This is a genomic window from Paenibacillus sp. cl123, from assembly GCF_900101595.1.
Lineage (GTDB): Bacteria > Bacillota > Bacilli > Paenibacillales > NBRC-103111 > Paenibacillus_G.
The window spans coordinates 164,400-183,214 of record NZ_FMYY01000010.1 but is presented as its reverse complement, the minus strand read 5'-3'; the positions used below and the strand labels follow the sequence as shown (position 1 = coordinate 183,214).

The following is an 18,815-nucleotide window of genomic DNA, read 5'->3' as shown; positions in this document are numbered from 1 at the left end:
TTGGAAGGAATGTACCCACACCAACCTGCTCGGTCAGTGCGGGCAAATTCCTTCCCTATCAGCTTCACTATTTGCTTGTAATCCATTCATCCAGACGGACAGCGATAGCTGCAGATTGCGCTCTGGTCAAAGCGCCCAGAGGATTCACACGGCTGCCTTCGCCTTGAATAATGCCATACTTGATGCTAAGCGCGGCCTGCTTGCGGGCCCAGTCCGGAATGTCCTGCCGGTCCTCGAAGCCGCTGAGCAATTGTTCGGTCTCTTCATCCGAAAGCTGGCTGTTCAATCCAAGCGCATCCATCACGCGTCCAACCATCGTCATCGCTTCCGCACGGGTCAACGTCGCTTGCGGCGCGTAGCTGCCGTCCTCAAGCCCGTTCACGATGCCCAAGGTCGCTGCGATCGAGACGCTGCGGTTATACCAGGCATCACCCGCAACATCCGTAAATTCGGATGAGGCCGTTTTGTTCATCAGACCTGCTACACGCAGCAGCACGGTCGGATATTCGGCCCGGGTGATCTTGCTGTCCGGATCGAATTGCTCATCGCCTTTGCCCTGCATGAACAGCTTTGCTGCCGCCGCTTCAATACCCGGCTTGCCCCAGAAATCATCCGCTACATCCGAGAAACTAGCCTCCGTATGCAGGAACACCAGACTTCCGTCGCCCGTCAATTGAACGGTGACGAAGGCCTCACCGTTCTCCGCAGCGGACTTCCATGGCACTGTCGTCCATGCTCCGTCTGCGCCGCGCAGGATTACTGCGCTAATGTCCTCAGCCTTAATGGAGGCCGGAACCGGTACTTTGGCTTGCAGGTACGAATTGCGACTGGCCTCCGGCAGATTCGTTATAATCTCAATACCTTGACCGCCGGCGAGCAGCGTCCCCTTCATATCGGCAGCCAACTGGTTCATCGCACGAATGGCCGGAGCGCCATTCGGACGAACCTTGATCTCCAGATCCTGCTGCATGCCGTTCAGCATGTCAGGCTTAATTGTCAGCTTAGCTTGAGGTAGCTCAAGCTGAATGTTCCGCCGCTTGTCCGCCGCCTGGCGGGTAACTTCTTTGTCGAAACGGAACGTGTACTCCTTGAGCGTCAGATCTTCCGATTTGACGGTAATATCTCCCTTGTTTACATCTGCGCCGTCTTTAGCGGAGATTTTGACGGTAAGCGTATCATTTTTACGCTCGGCAGCAACAGTCTGGTTATTAACCGTGACAGAGTCCTTGGCTGGCGGGCCCATCGGGCCGCCGCCGCCGCCTCCTCCACCGGTTGGTACCCATACATTTGCGCCAATGACGTCGGATGAGCCGACCGCTTCTTTTTTCGAAGAAGTTCGCTTCGCAACGACAATCGAATCTCCGGCCTTGGCAGAAACAATCCCGTTTTGAGGCACGAAGCTCCAGCCGCTCAAATCACTTTTAAACGCAGGGACTGCCGCGCCCGCACCTCCGGCAAACACCTTGTATACCACCTGGTAGCCTGGCTGCTCGCCGGTATCTCCAATATTAAGCTTGGTTACATTGGCGATCGAATTCAACTTTTCAGTCGAAGCCGTATAGCGCTCAAGTACAGTCGGAGCCGGCACCTTGACCGAAGCGGCGAATATGGTATCGAGCTTGACCGAGGCATCTGCCGCATCATCTGCGGGAGCTGACTCTCCGCTTGCGGCAATGTCATAAGTTGCCGTAATCAGGCTTGCACCGGTATCCGGTCCTGCCGTAATTTGCAGAACCTTCTTGTCCTTGCCGGTAGCCGTATCCTTCACCTGAATCTCTTGAATATCAACAGCTTCTCCGTTTGTGACGGCATAGCTCACGCGCTGCGTTTGCTCCGGCGTCATAGGAACTTCGCCAAAAATGGCTTTCTTCTTGTCATTTTTGCCTTGCTGCACGCGCAAGAAAGGCTCAACGGTTACGATTTCGCCCGGCTTCAGTGTGTCAATCTTTCGAAGCACGATAGCTGCCGGTACCTTGAAGCCGTCATGAGTTACGGCTACAATCGCCTGATTCTCGTTGCCGGCCCCGTCGCGAGCGACGAAGATCAGCTGGGCTTCCGGACTGTCCACGGCGACAGGCACCGAACCTGCAAACTTTCCGTTCTCCTGAACCGTGATCTGTGTGCCTGCACCTTCTGCCACCTGATCCACATACACGGTCAGCTGAGCATCCTTGGATGTCGTACCGGACACGGCAATCGCGCCATTTTTCGTACGCTGACCGGTAACAGGCTCATCCAAGTACAGGATTGGAGCGCTTGTATCCACATTCAGGTACATAAACGTGACCTTCTGGTCTTTCGTCCGTTTGTTTTTCGCCCTCAGCTCGATTCCGTAGGTACCATCCGTTTCGAACTTATCCAGGGTTATCGCACCTTCGCTCGTCAAACCGCTGTTCGCAAGCTCCACTTTACCCAACGATTGTTCGTTATAGATGGCTTCGACCTCGATATCCGGCTGATCCGCGAACAGCTGGATCGTTTGCTTCGTTTGGTTAGTCAGAACCTCGAGGTAATCCGGATAGTTGCCGGCTGTAAGGCCCAGCTTCGGCTCTACCGGTATCGGCAGCAGCGTATTGCCGCTATCGACACGATCTGCGAAACGGTAATTGTCATTGTCTTTATTCGGCTTGGTTGCCGCCGAGACGCCAAGCACATAATGCTGGCCCACTTCCAGGCCGAGATACGTTTTCTTCTCGTCCGGATTAGCTTTGGGCCCGCTCAGATCGTCCTGATTAACTTCGGCGGAATTGGAGAACTCCGTCCAGCCGCCGACGAGAATCCCTTCATACCTGCCGCTTTCAGCGTTCCAATAAGGCTGAAGCTCTTCTTCGGTAAACAGCTGCTCCGGGAAGCTCGTGTACGGCGTAAGCTTGCCGTTTTGCTGCTGGAGAGCAGAAATCGAATAGCTATGCTCTACACTCTCCTGACCTGCTTTTTTGGCCGCAGGTTTGAAGGACACTTGGAAGAACCCGTTGCCTGCCGGTTCGATCTTCACATCCGTTACTTCGCCCGGCGCCTGCGGGTCCGTGATGCGGAACGTGTTTGCCGAAGTCTTCGTCTTGAAGGAAGCGGAAGATTTCAGCGCCGCGCGCAAGTAATAATCGCCTTGCTGCAGCAAACCGCGCAGGTCTTCCTTATTGCCCATCAGCTCGACCTGGCTCACATCCACGTCCAGCTTGCCGGTGGTTAACGTGCCGTTCACCGAGCCGCCATGGTCGACCGCCAGATCCTTCGCGATCAATACGCCCGGTTCGCCCGGATCAAGCACTTCTTTCCCGTCGACCGTCGCTTTATCGTTCGTTACCGGTTCCTTGGTCAAATACAGATCTACGGTATCGCCGGCTTTGGCATTATCCACCTGCCATGTGGCTGTGAATTGGTTGGGATCTGTAGCGTGATTAACAACATCTACGCTGTTCAGGTCCGCTACAACAGGAACGTTGAGCAATCGGGTTGCGACAGGCTTCATAGCGGTCAGTGTCCATGTGCCGCCTTCCTTCGCTTTCGCTTGCGGTAGAATAATAAAAGCTTTGCGAACATCGGCCTTCGTAGCCGACTGCGCCGCCGGAATATATTGCGTGAAAGCATTTGCCGCCGGATTGGTGTTCGTGTTATCGAACACGACCGGGTACAGAGTGCCGTTCTTATCCTTCAATGTAAAGGAAGGCACTTCCGTTTCTTCATATTCCATTTCAATGATGCCGTTACCCGACACCGCGCCCATCGGAATTTCATGAATGCGGCCTGCATCCTTCACATAAATACCGCCGATGCCTGCTTCCATGGCGCTGTTGTCCATCAGCTTCATGCCCTCGGCAATGTCGCGATATACAATCTCATGGGAACCTTTCTCGGCATCCAGCCATGAAGTGGCAACCGTACTCATGCCTGCTCCGATAACAAGCAATTGCGGACCCTTCTCCGGATCCTCGATTAACAGATGAGCGAAACCTTCCGGAACATCCTCTTGGGAAGTGCCGAATTCGACTCCGCCGCCCCAGTAATACGTAATCCCGAGGGAGATAAACAGAATGCCTATGCTGCCCCAGACTTTATCGTTATTAAGGCCCAGGAACACACTCGAGAGCGGCATTCCGCCTACGACCGGAACGCTTTCCGGTATTTGCAGCCGAGCTCCGATATATCCTTCGAAGTCAATTCGTTTCTTCTCCAGATTTTGCCCGACAAATATGCCGGCTTTGCCGACAACGACTCCCCATCCGCCGATATCGACTTCCGTCTCTACCCGGACAAACCACGGGGTAACCCACTGAGCTTCCAGCAAGGCTTTCGTGATCATATTGATTTTGTTAGCGCCCTTCGGATCGGCCGAAAAGTCCAGCTTGCCCAAAATCGCGAGGCCGGTCCGTTTAACCGTCATGTCGACGCTGCCGAACAGATATACCGGCGGAACGCCAAATCGCATATCTACGCCCGCTTGGATAACGAGCGGGAACGGGTCTTTGGACGTTCCTCCCGCGATCGTATCCGCCAATTCCCGAACAGCGCCGCGTACCGCAGATAAATAGGTCGCGCCTGTAATCAGAATGCCCGGATCGCCAAGCGTCGTTCCGAAGGCTACGACATCCGGAAGCACCCGGCCGTCCTTCACCTGCTTGAAGGCCAGCTCAGCTTGTACTTCGAACTTGCCCTTCACATCCGCTTTGAAGCGAATGCCGTATTTATTGGAGACATCCTCCACCTGCTGCACGTAGTGAACTACCGTGATAGCACCGCTGGCGCTGCTTTCGCCCTCTTTCTTCTCCTTCTTCTTCTCTTCGAACAGTCCCAGGTCTTTGCCGAGATCGAAGCGCAGCCGCGCATCTACGCCGACAAAGCCCTTGTCATTAAACACAACATTGCGGATTTCGCCGTCAACAATCTTCATCGATACTTTGCCGCCGAACGAAATGCCGCCCGGACGGAGAATATAATCGTTGAACGTAAAGCCAAACCCGCCGACCATAAAGCCCGGTGCAGCGAACAAGCTGTGTTTGTTGAAGTATACATGGGTCAGCATAAGCTGGCGCAGCGGATTGAGACGGTCTCCCAGAGCGCCAGTCGCCCAGCTAAGCGTCCCGTTCAAGCTCGTGTCCTCCGGGTTTTCATGGTTGTCCGGGAATACTTCAATATTATCCTCCGGCTTCACAATCAGATTCGGAGCGAGCTTTTTATCAAATCCGTTGAAGAAGTCGAGCGTCCATTCGCCAGCATAAAAGACAAAACCGCTGTTCGCTACACTGAGGCTTCCTTCTCCCTTGACAAAAAGCGAGTCCAGAAACGGCAGCGTGTCATAACCAGACTCTGACTTCGAAATACCGAAAATATCCAGCTTGCCGCGAACAAACACCATATCCTTGCCCCGGTAAGCTACAGCCTCGTTAATAAGCGCCGGTTCGGTTTTCGTATCGACTATAACTTGCTTTTTGTTCTCCTCGCCAACCTCTTTAATCATCCCGCGAATATCAACGAGCTTCTCGCGGACAAAATTATCATTAGCATCCTTCTTGGCGAAAAACTCATTCATTTCTTTTTCGGAATCAAACAGCTTGTAGTTATACGCCGCGACCTTCTTCAGCGATTCCGGCTCCAAATATTGCACCGTATCGAACTTGGAGTCGGCCATTTTGCTCGCTATCGCTACTTTTTCTTTAATTCTCTTATAGGCATCTACCGCATCCTTGAGAAGTGCGCCGGTCTTGAAAGGCTCTCCCGGATAGGCGGCGTTCAGCTCTGCAAGATATCTTCCGTCAACCGAAGAAGTCACACTGCTCAAATCCACATACTGCTTATACACGGCGAGCAGGCCGGCTTCTCTGACACGCGCTGCGTTGTTATCCGTAACCTTAAAGGTTTGCTTGGTCGTGATGTCATACATGGCAGCGATCTCTTCGTCTCCGCCCGTATCACCTTTGAAATCAATCTCGACCTGATACTCGCCCAGCGGCAGCTCAGGTCCCAGACCGGATTGAATTACTTGGCCTTTACTATTTACGAGCTCCCCGCCGCGGTAGGAAATCCGCATATCACCCGAGAACCCGTCATCCGAAGGCTGCAGAACAACCGAGTCCTTGACAGACACCTTATACCGCTTATCCGTGCCTTTTTGCTTCAGATAAAGGTCAAAGTTCGGCTCAAGCTGGGCATTCCCCGTGTTATAGGCTTCCAAATTCGTGATGTTCACCGTCAAATACTTGACGTCGGTGCTGTAAGTTTCTTTAGGCGCAAGCCCATAAACATAAGTCGGAGTTGCCTGCCCAACCGCCGGCAGAAGAATAAAGTTCTGCTTAACGGAAAGGTACTGAGCCTTCAGACCTTCATCTTCTATCCCTTCCAGCTTGGCTACCGTTTCCGGACTTCTAACCGTAAGCATGTACTGCCTGGTCGTGGGCCATGCCTTCCCCTTTGCTTGAACTGTATACGTAAATGTCTCGGTATCCCCCGGTTCGTATGGAGGCGGCTCTTCATCAGCCTTGCCGGGTTTGCGAAGTACAATCTCTTTGCTGCGGTAAGTCTCTATCACCGGATTACCCATTGCATCTCTGACAATGTCGCCCGACTTCTCATCTCGTCTTACAAAACTTAGCCCGCTTTCCAGTTCCATCGTGGCTGTCATATTCGAATGCTTCATATCGAACATAGCCAGGTTCTCGATCTCAACCGTAATATTGAAGAGGCCTTCTTTGTCATAGGCATTGTTATCCGTCGTTGTGGCCAACTGCTGAGGAGGATCGATGAAACGAATCGAAAATACCTTGTCCGGCTCAATAATTTCTCCCAAGCCATAAACAGTCTCAAAAGACTGTCCCTTCTTGTCTTCCAAAGCCTTAGGCTTCCAGTAGAAAGCTACGGCCGAGTCCGCCGTTCCATAATCATTCGTGTCACGAGTAAAGTCCAGATTAGGGTTCGGCGTATAATCCCACTTCGTGTTGGCAAGCCCGTTCCAGTGTCCCACGATCATTTCATCGACCAGGTTAATGTTGGCTTCGGCAAAATTATTCAGTCCGTAAGCAACAACATTGGTGTTCAATGGATTGGCAAGATCGAACTTGTCCCGCATGACCCAATAAGCAGGAAGCTTGTAATAATTGCGGTCCGCTTCACCGATACTCGGATCGTTTTCGGGATCATGCACCAGCTTGCGCTCTACCATGAGAGGGGTTCTATAAATATTGCCGATCTGAAATTCCGGACCGTCATTGCTGCCCACCTGCGTGTCCAGCAAAATTCGTGTCCCAAGCTCGACCTTGGCACCGCTGTTATTGAACACTTCATAACGGACATTGACATTACCAGCATTCAATTTGTTGTCAGGATCGGGGTACAGCATCAAGATTTGCTTGATAGCCACTCCCTTGATCGTCCAGACGGTTTCGATTTGCTTCGTGCCATCGCTGTTTTCTACAATTTTAGGCGTTGTGATTTCAGAAAAGAAATCAGCTCCAAATTTATAAGGATTGCCGAATATGTAATCCGTTCCGTCAATCCGGAAGCTCGTAAATGATGTATCGGGGTCATCGCCACGAAACATCAGATTCACCTTGTCATCCTTTTTGCGTACCGGCTGACCGTCGGCCGTACGGATGCCAAACCGTCCTGTAGCATTATCTACCGTAATTTTAATATATTTGTTTTCCAAAACTGTCGTTTTGGGATTGGTGATCACGGCAGCCAAAGCCGACGTCGCTTGAGTCAGCGAGCCTAATGCCAGCAGCAGCGCCAGCACCGACACAAGCGTTCTTTTTAGCAGCTTCACATGAGCGCCTCCTGTCTATGGATGAAAATAAAGAACGGGGGAAGGGATACGGTATCCCTTCCATTCCCATATGAGAGCTTAATTCAGCTTGCTGATAAAAAAGGATGCATATTCGCGATCCCGTTCCTGATTCCGAACAATGATGGTATACCAGCCGGTTTTCGGGAACGTTACTTCAAAATTGCCGTTGATCAGATCTTGGTACGTCAGTTTTGTAGCGATAGCCTTCATTTGCCCCTCACGGAACAAGCCTGTGTAGTAGAACAAGTCGTAAGTTCCCGCATTGTTCGTTAACTCTTGTCCGCCTACTTTCATGAGGTTAAAGCCGGTAATTTTAAACTTCACCTTATTGCTTTCGAAGATCGCCGTTTCCGGGCTCGCACCCGAGATCAGCACATCATTGCCAAAGATGAGCATGCCGTCCACCGGAACTACGACGACCTCTTGCGTCGCAGTCGAGGTGTTTCCAACCTGATCCTCGGCTGTGTAGGTAACCAGCTGCTTACCCGTTTTCGTCAGATCAAGCCCGCTGATAGATACATTGATATTCTCTGTGGAAGATACGTTATCGCGAACCGTGTATCCGCCCAAATCCTTTTTCAGGTCGAAATCAGGCTTGTTCAGCGCAATGCCCACAGTGGCTGCGTTTAAGGTCAACTCCGGCGCTTTGTTGTCCAAACCTTTGACCGTCACCGGAACCTTGTTGATATTCCCCAGCCGGTCAGAGATGGCAATGACCGCCGCTCCGTCTGCGGAGAAAAGCCTGCTTGTTGTAAAGGCGCCGTCAGCTGTGCTGATCGCGTCTATCGGCTCTTTGGTTACCGGGTCCAGGTTAAAGCCCGTTCCCAGGAAAACTTGGTTTGGAGCTGCGGTTTTACCGCTAATCGTGACCTGCATTTTTCCTTTGGCATACAATTGATCGCCTATTTTCACCTTACTGCTTTCCGGCAGCGGGTTGCCGGCTTCATCCACAAGCGTGTACTGTACCGAATCAGCCTGCGGCGCTCCGACAATGTTCGTCACCGTTTCTCTAACGATCGTCATATTGCCCAATCTGTCGTACACCGTAAACTCGGCAACGCCATTTTCGGTCATATAGATGTGACCGGGCATGCCGGCAGGAATAATAATTTCTTTTCCGCCTTCTTCTTTCTCTACGGTTAGCTTCACGCCTTCAATCAGCTTGCCGTTATCTGTATCCAGCTGCCGATACTCTGTGCCATCGGCTTTCGTATAGGAACGCACGATGATGGCTTTCGGACCTTCCCGGTCAATCGTGCTAACCGTATACGATGCCGTCCCGCTATTGCCCGCTTCATCCACAAATTCGAAAGTAAAGCTGCCGTTATTCTTGAACGTATACGTGTTGCTTCCATTATTATTAGTAATGTGTACAGGCTCGGAAGGCTTCAGCTTTACCGTTACATTGCCGTTAGTCGCCTCTTGACCGGCAATCAGCTTTTCAACCACGCCAGTTGGCGGGGTTGTATCTATGTTGCTGACTACCGCATACAGAGTTGCCTTCCGGTCGGGATTGCTTGTGTCTGTCAGATCGAAGGAGTAGTAGCCATTCTGCTCCACATGGAATCGGTTGCCGCTCCGAACCGGAGCGGACGGATTTACTGCAGACGGTACCACTTTAATGCCCAGAGGAGCGGTAATATCGATATCTACTCCTCTTAAAGAACTTACAGGACTATTGGTGCTTAATGTTGACAGCGCGTATACAGGCTCTACGTCAGAGACGGAAGCGATATTAAGCGGCTTGGCTTCACCGATGACTCCTTCGCTGCCGTCAGCCAATGGTCCCGTTTTGTAACGCACTTGAATTTGTCCGTTTTGTACCTTGCTGGAAGGAACTTTTACCGCCACGAAGTTCGTATACGGCTTCCATTTCACCCAGCTCTGACCATAATCCGGGGAAACGGAATATTCATATCCCGACTTGTCCAGAACATCCAGACTCAATTGAACAATAGCTGTATATCCTTCCTCCTGATCGCCAGATACATAAAGCAAGTCCGATTTGGCATTGGCCGGAGGCTGAATGACCGGCTTCGAAATTTTAAAGTAACCGCTGGTGGACGTCACAACCTCGTTGCCCGCCGCATCCTTAGCGTATACATACAGCTTGTATTCTTCCGATTCGCCCGGCGCCAAATGAGCTGAATCTACAATGGCGTAATCGCCGGCCTTAGCCAACGTTCTCCAAGTTGTGGAGCTGGCCAAGGGAGCAGCCTCTCCCTTTTTGACCCATTGATATTGACTGGTTGTGTCATTTAAAGAGTCGCTCGCTTGAAAGCTCACCTCATGCTTGGCTCTTGGATATAAATCCTCGTTCAAGCTGAATTCCACAGTCGGCGGCGTGTTATCAAATTTGTAAGATTGAGAGAAGTAATAATACCGGTCCGCTGCCGCTTCCTTCACTGTAATATGCAAGTATTTCGTGCCGTTTAGCGAAGCGTCCGCAGGAATTCGGTATTCGTATCCACCGATACTGCCTTCATTTCCTTCTACAGAAGTATAGGCGCTATCGTCTCCAGGTCTGGCAGAGCTATCATGGAAGGCATATTTTACCTCGTAAGGCAGCGCAGTCAATGCCATGATCCCCAACCCGTAGGCCGAGCCAGTTACAGTTGGTGCATAGGTCGAGTACGTAACCGAGCTTACCGTTAATGGAACAGGACGGTTCAGGTAAAACGTCACATCATGACTCTGAACGAACGCTGTCCCCGAGTTGTTCGAGAAACTGCCCTTCACTTGGGCGGTAGAATCTACTTTGGCCGGTGAGCTCAAGGCATTGGTCGATTCATTGCCCAATACATCGGTCGCTTTAATATGAAGGATATAATCGCCGTCCTCAGGCACTTCATTTCTGGTGCCTACGGTAAACTGTCCCCCGCTCAGCATAATCGGCTTCCAGTTGATATCTTCCGGCTCGCTTCCAGCCTTCGCCCATTGGTAGTAGCCTTCTTTGAAGCCGCTATGTTCGTCGGTTATGGTGGTTGTGACTTCCACATTCGCGGTGCCGTCATTCAATTTGTTTGACAGCTGAATCGAAGGGCCTTTGTTGTCAATCAGGATCGGAGCTGATTTATAAGACCAGTTCGAGTCGTCCTGACGGAAATTTTCCAATGGCCACAGCTGCATATCTTCATATTGTGCTGCCGCAATCAAAGCCTTGTTATTGGCATAAAAAATCTTGTCGGCTTCCGAGCCGGAGAATTCATCCATCCAAGCCTTATACTGCTGCGGGTATTTGGTCGGAAAGCTTCTCATGGCCGCATACTGCATAATTTCTCTGGCCGTATCCCAGGTCATATCCGAGGTCCAGGTATGCAAATACCAGGTTCCGCTGCCCGCTTCAGTGAACGCTTCTGCAGGAGGAGCGATCATATTGGTCTTGTTATTGACTACACTTAGATTGAAGTTTTCAAAAGCAGGCACATTCGGATACAAATCTTCCTTCGGCTGCTTGGCTGTCAGGGAAAAGCGCTTGATAGCCGCATAGTGTTCCTTCGCGATATCGGCAGGAACCGTATCACTCCGAGACCACATGTAGTAGACCAGCCCGACTGCCGGCGAGGCCGGTCCCGACATATTCGAAGGACGGTAAATCCCCCGGCTTGGTCTTTCAAAATTGGTAATTGGCTCATAATCCGGATCAAGCGTCGGAATCGGAACCGGAGGATCGTTGACGTCGATCGTAATCTTGCCGCGCTTTTTGTATAAAGTATCCGTGGCGCCGTCATTCTCATAGTGGAAATCGATGATCGGGTCCGTATTATCCACGGAGAACTTGGCCCAGTCGATCAAGGAATTGACATTGGATGTATCCCCGTCTACATGAACACCCAAGTAATTAGCCGGCTGAATGAGCAAATTACCGGCATAGTCCTGGATCACTTCTTTATCTTTTGCCAAGAAATCGGTGTCCGGATAGTTATCCTTCCGATCATGAGTCAGAGCCAACACCTTGAGCAGCGGGGTCTCCACCTGCACGCCGTCCGGAATCACCATCCGGAATCTGACGTTTGGCGTCTGGTAGCCTAACTTCTCCTTGGCCGCATCATTGTCTCCCTCATAATAGTAAGCTCGCATCCCATTGTTGAATAACAAGTATACTTTATCATCCGCATAAGCAGGAGAAACGCCTTCCCGTCTGGCGATGACTTCTTCGGAGAATTGAACCGTGAAGTCCATCACATCATGGTTGTTGACCGTTGCACCGGTCACAACCTCCGGCTGAATGCCATTGCCGACCCGTGAATACTTGGGAGCCACTGCGTCGACGATAACCCGGTAACCGGAACCTTTATGGTCGAAAGGATTTACAACATTACCTTTCAGGTTGGTCAAGCTTGAATTGCTCGCCTTAACGGGCAACGTAATCGGCTTGGCTACATTGCCTGCCGCGTCTACAAACACGGCGTCATTGAGCTTTTCTTCCATACTATAATCGATAGGCCCGCGATTGATGCCGGGTAAGCCATCCGATGCTTTCATACGAGGCTCGAGCGGCAAGTTGTCGCTATGATGATATTTCTGGGCCGTATAGGTATAATTGATCTCTTGTTTCAGCGGAACATTAAGAAAATTACCGGAGAAATCCGAGGCCTTATACGTTCTGTTCGTCATAAACTGTTCCAGATTGGCTGTCGGAAGTCCGTCAGAAGGGGTCGTAAACAGCGAGTGACGCAAGAAATGGTCATGGTAGCCGGAGGACAATGCCGATGGCCTGACCGGCTCGCTGAAGTTATATGTAAGGGAAATATCTTCTCCAGCTTTGGCATAAAGCTCATATTTTTGTTTCTTATTGACTCGCTCTACCCCTGTACCATTGAAAGTATAGCTGCTTAGCTCGGGGCGTATTTTGTCTTGGAATTTAATGAAGATTCCTTTGACAGCAACATCTTCGTCTTCGATCTTTACATTGATTACAATTGTAGAATTAGGTTTAATTGTTGCTGTTGTTTCCGTATAACCTATGGTACGATCATCATCACCACTATGTCCCCTTAACACTTCAACACCATCTACATAAAAGTAAGCTTCTGTAACGGAAGTGGAGCAGAAGACAAGGAAGCAGCTTTCATCAAATTGAAGCTCATCCCAGCCCACCACGATTTCTGCCTCTCCGCCTGCAGCGACCGCTTTAAGAACGGGATTATCCAGAACCTTGACTTCAAAAGTAACGGACGCTTCGTCATCCGCAGTCATCGTCCCATCTGCATAAATCGTGATATCTTTATCCTGCTCCGTCTGCTTGAAGCCCGGAGAGCTGGCAAACCCGCCGCCACTGACATTAAAATTCCGAAATGCATTGTCGGCCTCTACAGTCGCATTGCCAATTTTCGTACCATCCATCAAAATCGTTTTATCCGATTCCGCTCCATAGACGGTTACCGGCATCCATGCCGATAGCATGGATACCATCATGCACATGATCAAAAAGACGGATGTCCATTTGAATAACCAATTGTTCTTAATCACGAACAAGATCCCCCTCTTAAGTCTTAATAACTAGTTCTTAGGACACAATATATCATTCGGGATTTAGTAGGCATAAAGACTAACCGATACCTAACATAACAATTGGCCTCCTTTTTACTCATGCCCTCGATGAATTCTAACCAATCTTTTCTTGCATTATAAACAATCGGCACTAAACATTTTCTAAACAACCAGGTCAAAACAACTGTAATTAACCGGATTTTTTTAAATTATAATCGAAATTTGTCGTTTAAATCGGCAATATCAATAAAATTTAATACTTCACGCCTATCAAAATCGCAAAGTTCCTCGAAACTTATCACTCCAGCAACAAGCAGCCTTAATTGATGTTTACAATAGTTTTATTTCGTTGAATGCAAAAAAACACAATGCGCGAATGAAGTCGCATTGTGGAGAGAATGACCTAATAGATTACAAACCTAGAGATTAGACTTGAAATATGCAAACGTGCAAAGGACTTATTTATGTTATATGAACAATTATAAATATGAACGGTTACAAGCAAAACTAAACGGCCTCAGTCCGATAAAATTCAGAACAAAGGCCGCTTACCTGAAATAATTGAAATTACCCCAGACATCTTTGTATTAATTATATAAAATTGATTAGGCTTTCTCACACTACTCTTTGCTGTCCAGCTTGTTTACCATTATACAATACATCGGGACAATGGCAGAGAGCCGGAACGGCTTGCAATGCCGGCAAAAAAAAACAGCCCTCCGCTCCATTCAGGAAGGCTGTTTACAAGGGGTATCAGCGTCATCGGCTCCCCTTCGGAGGCGTCGACTCCCCTTTCACGTTAGACGTCTCCGTGCGGGCAGTATCTGAACCCGCCGCTCCGCCGGCGCCGTTTGTCGGCCCGGCGGCTGCCGGAGGCGGCAGCTTCGGTCCGATCGCAGGCTCCAGAATAACGGTGCGGGTCACCGTCTCGGGGCTGCGTCCGTATTTGTTCTCCGCTTTGACCGTAATCGTATTGATGCCCGCGGCAAGAACAACCTCGCGGCTTACCTCGCCTTGGCCGGCGAGCACGCCGTTGACATAAATTTTCGGCATCCGGTCGTAATTATCCGCGGCTTGCGCCTTCACCGTTATGGTATCGGATGACGTCCTCTCGGGCAGCTCGGCTACTTGCAGCTCCGGCACAGGCCGCGTGATGAACGCCCCGACCGGCGTCCAGATCAGCGGGAGCACGATCAACAGCGCAGCTGCCAGCAGCGCCGCCAGTATAAGCGGCTTGCGCCGCTTCCACAGAAGACGCTGCCAGCTCGGCGCTTGACGGGTATTGATCTCGCGGAACAAGGCGACGAACGCCGGGTTCCCTATAGCCATCAGGCGCTGCCTGACCGGCTTCTGGCGCAGCGCGCCGCTGTCATATCTGTCGAAGTAACGGTTAAGCGCGGCCCGGTAATGCGGATCGATACCGCCGCTCGGACCTGTAAACCGTTCATCCGACGCACTCCATTCGATAAATGCATATACCGTCTCCTTGCTATCCGCCGACTCCGCCACATAATCCAGCATCGGATCGAAATCGAAGGAGCCCCAGCCGCCGTGCTCAGCCCCTCCCCGGTAGAAGCTGTACGCCACGCCGGAGAAAGCCGTGCGCGGCATTCCGTTTCGCCATACTCCGCGCAGAAAGGCCTGCGCCCGCTCCAGCTCCAGCGGCCCGAGCTTGGCCAGCGCGGCCGAAGCTTTGGCTTCGCCGCCCCGCTCCAGCGTAAGCACCCGATATACCGCCGCCCACAGCTCCAGCGTCAGCCGATGACCCTTGCTCAGATGCGGCAGCAGCTCCGGCGCCGGCGGATCGAGCATAAAGCCTAGACGCGACACATGCTCCGCCTCCAGCTCGGCCAAAGGCACCTCTTCCAGCAGCATCAGCTGAATTTCCAGCTTGAGCAGTTCGCAATAGTCGGCGTAACGCTCCAACCCCCGCTGCTCGGACAGTTCATCGAAGAAGCGGAACAACGCAGCGCCGGTATCCACCTTCCGAGCCGCCCCTTCCTTAGCGAGCAGGCGCTTAACAGCCGCGACCGTCTCTCCCGCGAAGAAGTTTAGCGAAAGCATATCCGCGTTTGTCAGCCAAAAGGCCAGGGCCGACTGCAAGACGCGCGTGTTGTCCGCTCGTCCGATCGCATATGAAGCGCAGCTTTCGGCGGTTCTCGGAGACAGCCCGGACAGCTCCCGGAAAACGGAGCGGAACAGCTCCGGCTGCCGCTGGATCGGCTCCAGCAGCGGAGCGGTCGCAGCCGTATCCCCTGCCGAAGCCGCACGCATCACGAAGAGAGCGACGGTCCGGCAGAGCAGCGCCCGCTCCCCTCGCTCCGCATAAGCTTCGCAGCCAAGCATAGCGTCGATCACCTGCGGACTGCCGGCTCTCTTCACATCGCCGGTCTCCAATCGGAGCAGCCGGACAACAAGCTCATGCAGCCGAGTCTTAGCGGTCTCCTGCGTTTCCCCTTTCAGATAGGTGCCTAGCGACCGCCAAACGCGGGCTCGATCGGCGTCATACAACGCGTCTCCAGCCGATCCGCCCTGCTCGATCGTAAACAGCGTACACAGCTCCTCGTAGGAGGACAAGGATAAGGACAAGCCGGGCTCCAGTCCCGCAAGCGCCTGCTCGCAGAAATCGAATAATGCCTGAAGCCGTTCCGGCTCCTCGCGCAGCGTCCAGATCGTCTCCAGCCACCGGCCCGCCACAGCTGCGGGTTCCGCTCCGGCGAGCTTGCCTGCCGATAGATCGAACACCATCTCGCGTTCAAGCTGCCGGTCGGATTGCCGCAGGGCGCCCTTTTCGAGAAAGGTCACATGCAGATGCTGCTTGCCTTCGGCCTCCCCGGCAAAAGTTAGGACGCCAAGGCGCCTGCGGAACGCATAAGGCATGCAGCTCCAGAGCAGCCGCATCAGCTGGCGTGCGTCTCTCTCCGCCTGGGCCGGTTCTCCGTCCAGCACAATATATACTTTGCGCCGATTGGTCACCGAAGCCATCACCGAGACGAGCAGCTGCTCGAACGAATCGCGCGTCAGTCCGAGTCCGGCCAGCAGCTGATCAGGTTCCGGACTAGCTGCCGCTCCAGGCGTCGGCGGCTCTTGCAGCTCGGGCAGTTCCTTCCCTAGCCGGGCATCATGATGCACGGCAAACTGCTCAGTGGCGAATATCCGCTCCGGATAACGCACCCACTCATCCTTGAGCGCCGCAGGGACGACATACTGATGGGTGAAGAAAGCGCTGCGCTGTCCGGTAAAATCAGCCGGCACATACACGGTCTGTCCGACCACGAGATCCCCGTTATCCGCATGGTACACAGCGAGCGCAGCCGGATACTCGGCCCCTTCCGCCCCGTCCGGCTTCTCCCGCGGGCCTTTATAATAGCAATACGGATGAAGCGCCGACTTGATAAACAGCGCATCCAGGCCGGGCGATGCCGCCACCGTATCGAAGCCTTCATTTGTCCGGAAAACGCCCTCGCGCGCACGCGTAAAATAATGCTGCTGAATGCTGCGCTGTCCGTTCGCGATCACGTGGCATCTCTCCTGTCGATGTAGTCGAGCTGGTTCAGCAGCCAGATGAACGGCTCATCCACCCGCACGGGGCTGATTACGCCCGTCACCTGCCGGTTCACCGGGTTCGTGCCCAGCGCTGAGACGGCAAAGTACGCCGTGTTGCGGAAATAAACATCAACCGCATCCTTGAACGGCCGGTCTACCTTCTCGATAAAGCGGCGAATTTCGCCGTTAATATTTTCAAACTCGGTGCGATCCAGATATCCCCTGTGCCTTACATCGCGGAACACATTGCTGTTAGGCTGGATATAGTCGCTGTCTTCTTCCTGGAGATGCTGCAGCATATCGCTTTTGGTCAGCACGATAGCGGTCGGAATATCGGTTTTGCCGCTCTGCTGATGAGAGATGAAGTTCTCGTACAAGGAGATGACGACCTCCCTCGGCTCATCGTAGCGGCTGGCAAACTCGCCTTCGTCCTCGCCCAGATTCAGCCGGATCTTATCGCGGATCGTACGAACCTGGAGCGGATCGACGAGGAACAAAATGCCCGAGGAATTCTGAATATGAGACGCATAGATGTCCAAGTACGCCCGTTCGACCATTCCCTCGCCCGCCACGTCGAAAAACACGAGCAGCAGCGGCGGCTTCGTCTCATCCTTGAACACGAATTGGAAAATGAACGGCTCCTGCTGCTCATTCGGATTCGTCGACTGCAGCATGCTGCCTCGTTCGAAGATCGGCTCGTGATAATAATGGCGGAACTTGCGGGAGATGTCGGCGCTCAGAGGCATGCAGGCCGCCTGAAAGTGAGCGGCGGTCTCGGTTTGCAGCGTGTGGATGAGCGAAGTCATATAGACCGACTTGCCCACTTGGGAGGCGCCGACGATCGAAATAATATTGCTGGGCACTTGTCCGGCCGTGATCGGAAGCTCATTATGGCAGCTCGGACACAGCCTGCGGCGCGTTGTCACCCCATACCGGTCCGTTACCGCTACCAGCACTTGCCCGGCATAGATCCGGCTGTCCTCCGGAATCGTCTGAGGATCGATGACCGCCTCCATATCAGGCAGCGCCAGGCGGAACTTCCGTCTCCATTCATTCAGCCGCTCGTCCTCCTGCAGCGCGAATTCATCGTCGTTCTCCTTCACATGGGCGGCGCGGAACACGACATCGGCCGGCTCGCATTTGGCGAAGCAGTAGGGACAGACGATGCTGTAAAACGGCGGTCTTTCCTTGACAGGAGGCTTCTTATCGAATAAATTTTTGAAAAAATCCAGCATGCATATTTCCTCCTTACCCCTTTTATTCGGGCACAACCTCGAACTGGTCGCCGTAGCTCCTGCCGTCCGACAGAAAGACGCGAACATGCTCGGAGCGCCCGACTTGAATCTCCGGCATCTCGCTGCGTCCGGCAGGCAGGTCCCTTAGCAGCGGATACCTGGTGCCGTCATCCGGATGCAGCGGCACGGAGCCATGCTTTTTGACGTAGCACAGCGCCTCCTTGGGCACCGGAATCTCGCAATGCAGCCGAATATGTACAGATCTATGCTTGCCGAACCAGCCCAATCCGTACTGGATGCTGTAGCGGATTTTGGCGCGTCCCCCGCTCACCCGGGCGAGATTGTCAGCATCGCTTTGCCGGTACGCCAGCAGCTCGCCCTGCTCCATCCTGCACGCATAGATCCGGAAAAATCTGGACCCGATAAAGTCCGCCGGCAGCCGATACCCGCCGCGGACCTTGTATTCTTCTCTGGTGTACAGCTTCATGCCCTTTTCGTCCGGCTCCCGGCCAGCTTCCTCCCCGCCCGGGCCGAAGCTGTGAATATATACATACGGAATGTCGGCAGGCCAATGCCAGGTAACCAGGCATTCTCCTTCCGCAAGCCGTGACGAGGCTTTCGTGATGCGATGCCGGTCATCCGGCGTGGTCCACAACATCTGTGTGCTCCTTCCTACCAGTTCCAGCCGGGGGCGCGCCGGCTTACCGCCGCTATGCGCCTCCAGCCTCTGGCGGCATGATCGTCGCCGCCTGTCGCCGCTTCCG

General features: G+C 52.8%; 5 protein-coding genes. All 5 read right to left on the bottom strand.

Annotated elements, in window-relative coordinates:
- Positions 1–67 precede the first annotated feature (67 nt).
- The gene (locus BLR08_RS17565; protein ID WP_072333051.1) at positions 68–7,756 is read right to left on the bottom strand and encodes an S-layer homology domain-containing protein; all 7,689 of its coding nucleotides are present in this window, start codon (positions 7,754–7,756) and stop codon (positions 68–70) included.
- Positions 7,757–7,834: 78 nt separating this feature from the next.
- Positions 7,835–13,249, bottom strand: coding sequence for a DUF5011 domain-containing protein (locus tag BLR08_RS17560; RefSeq protein ID WP_143014396.1), 5,415 nt, complete (start codon positions 13,247–13,249; stop codon positions 7,835–7,837).
- A gap of 780 nt (positions 13,250–14,029) precedes the next feature.
- Positions 14,030–16,789, bottom strand: a complete 2,760-nt coding sequence (locus BLR08_RS17555; protein ID WP_072333059.1) for a GAP1-N2 domain-containing protein — start codon at positions 16,787–16,789, stop codon at positions 14,030–14,032.
- A complete protein-coding gene (locus BLR08_RS17550; protein ID WP_072333062.1) occupies positions 16,786–18,051 on the bottom strand; it encodes a TRAFAC clade GTPase domain-containing protein in 1,266 nt (421 codons plus the stop codon). Before BLR08_RS17550 ends, BLR08_RS17555 begins: the two co-directional genes overlap by 4 nt.
- Positions 18,052–18,073: 22 nt before the next feature.
- The gene (locus BLR08_RS17545) at positions 18,074–18,709 is read right to left on the bottom strand and encodes a hypothetical protein (protein ID WP_072333065.1); all 636 of its coding nucleotides are present in this window, start codon (positions 18,707–18,709) and stop codon (positions 18,074–18,076) included.
- Between the last annotated feature and the right edge of the window lie 106 nt (positions 18,710–18,815).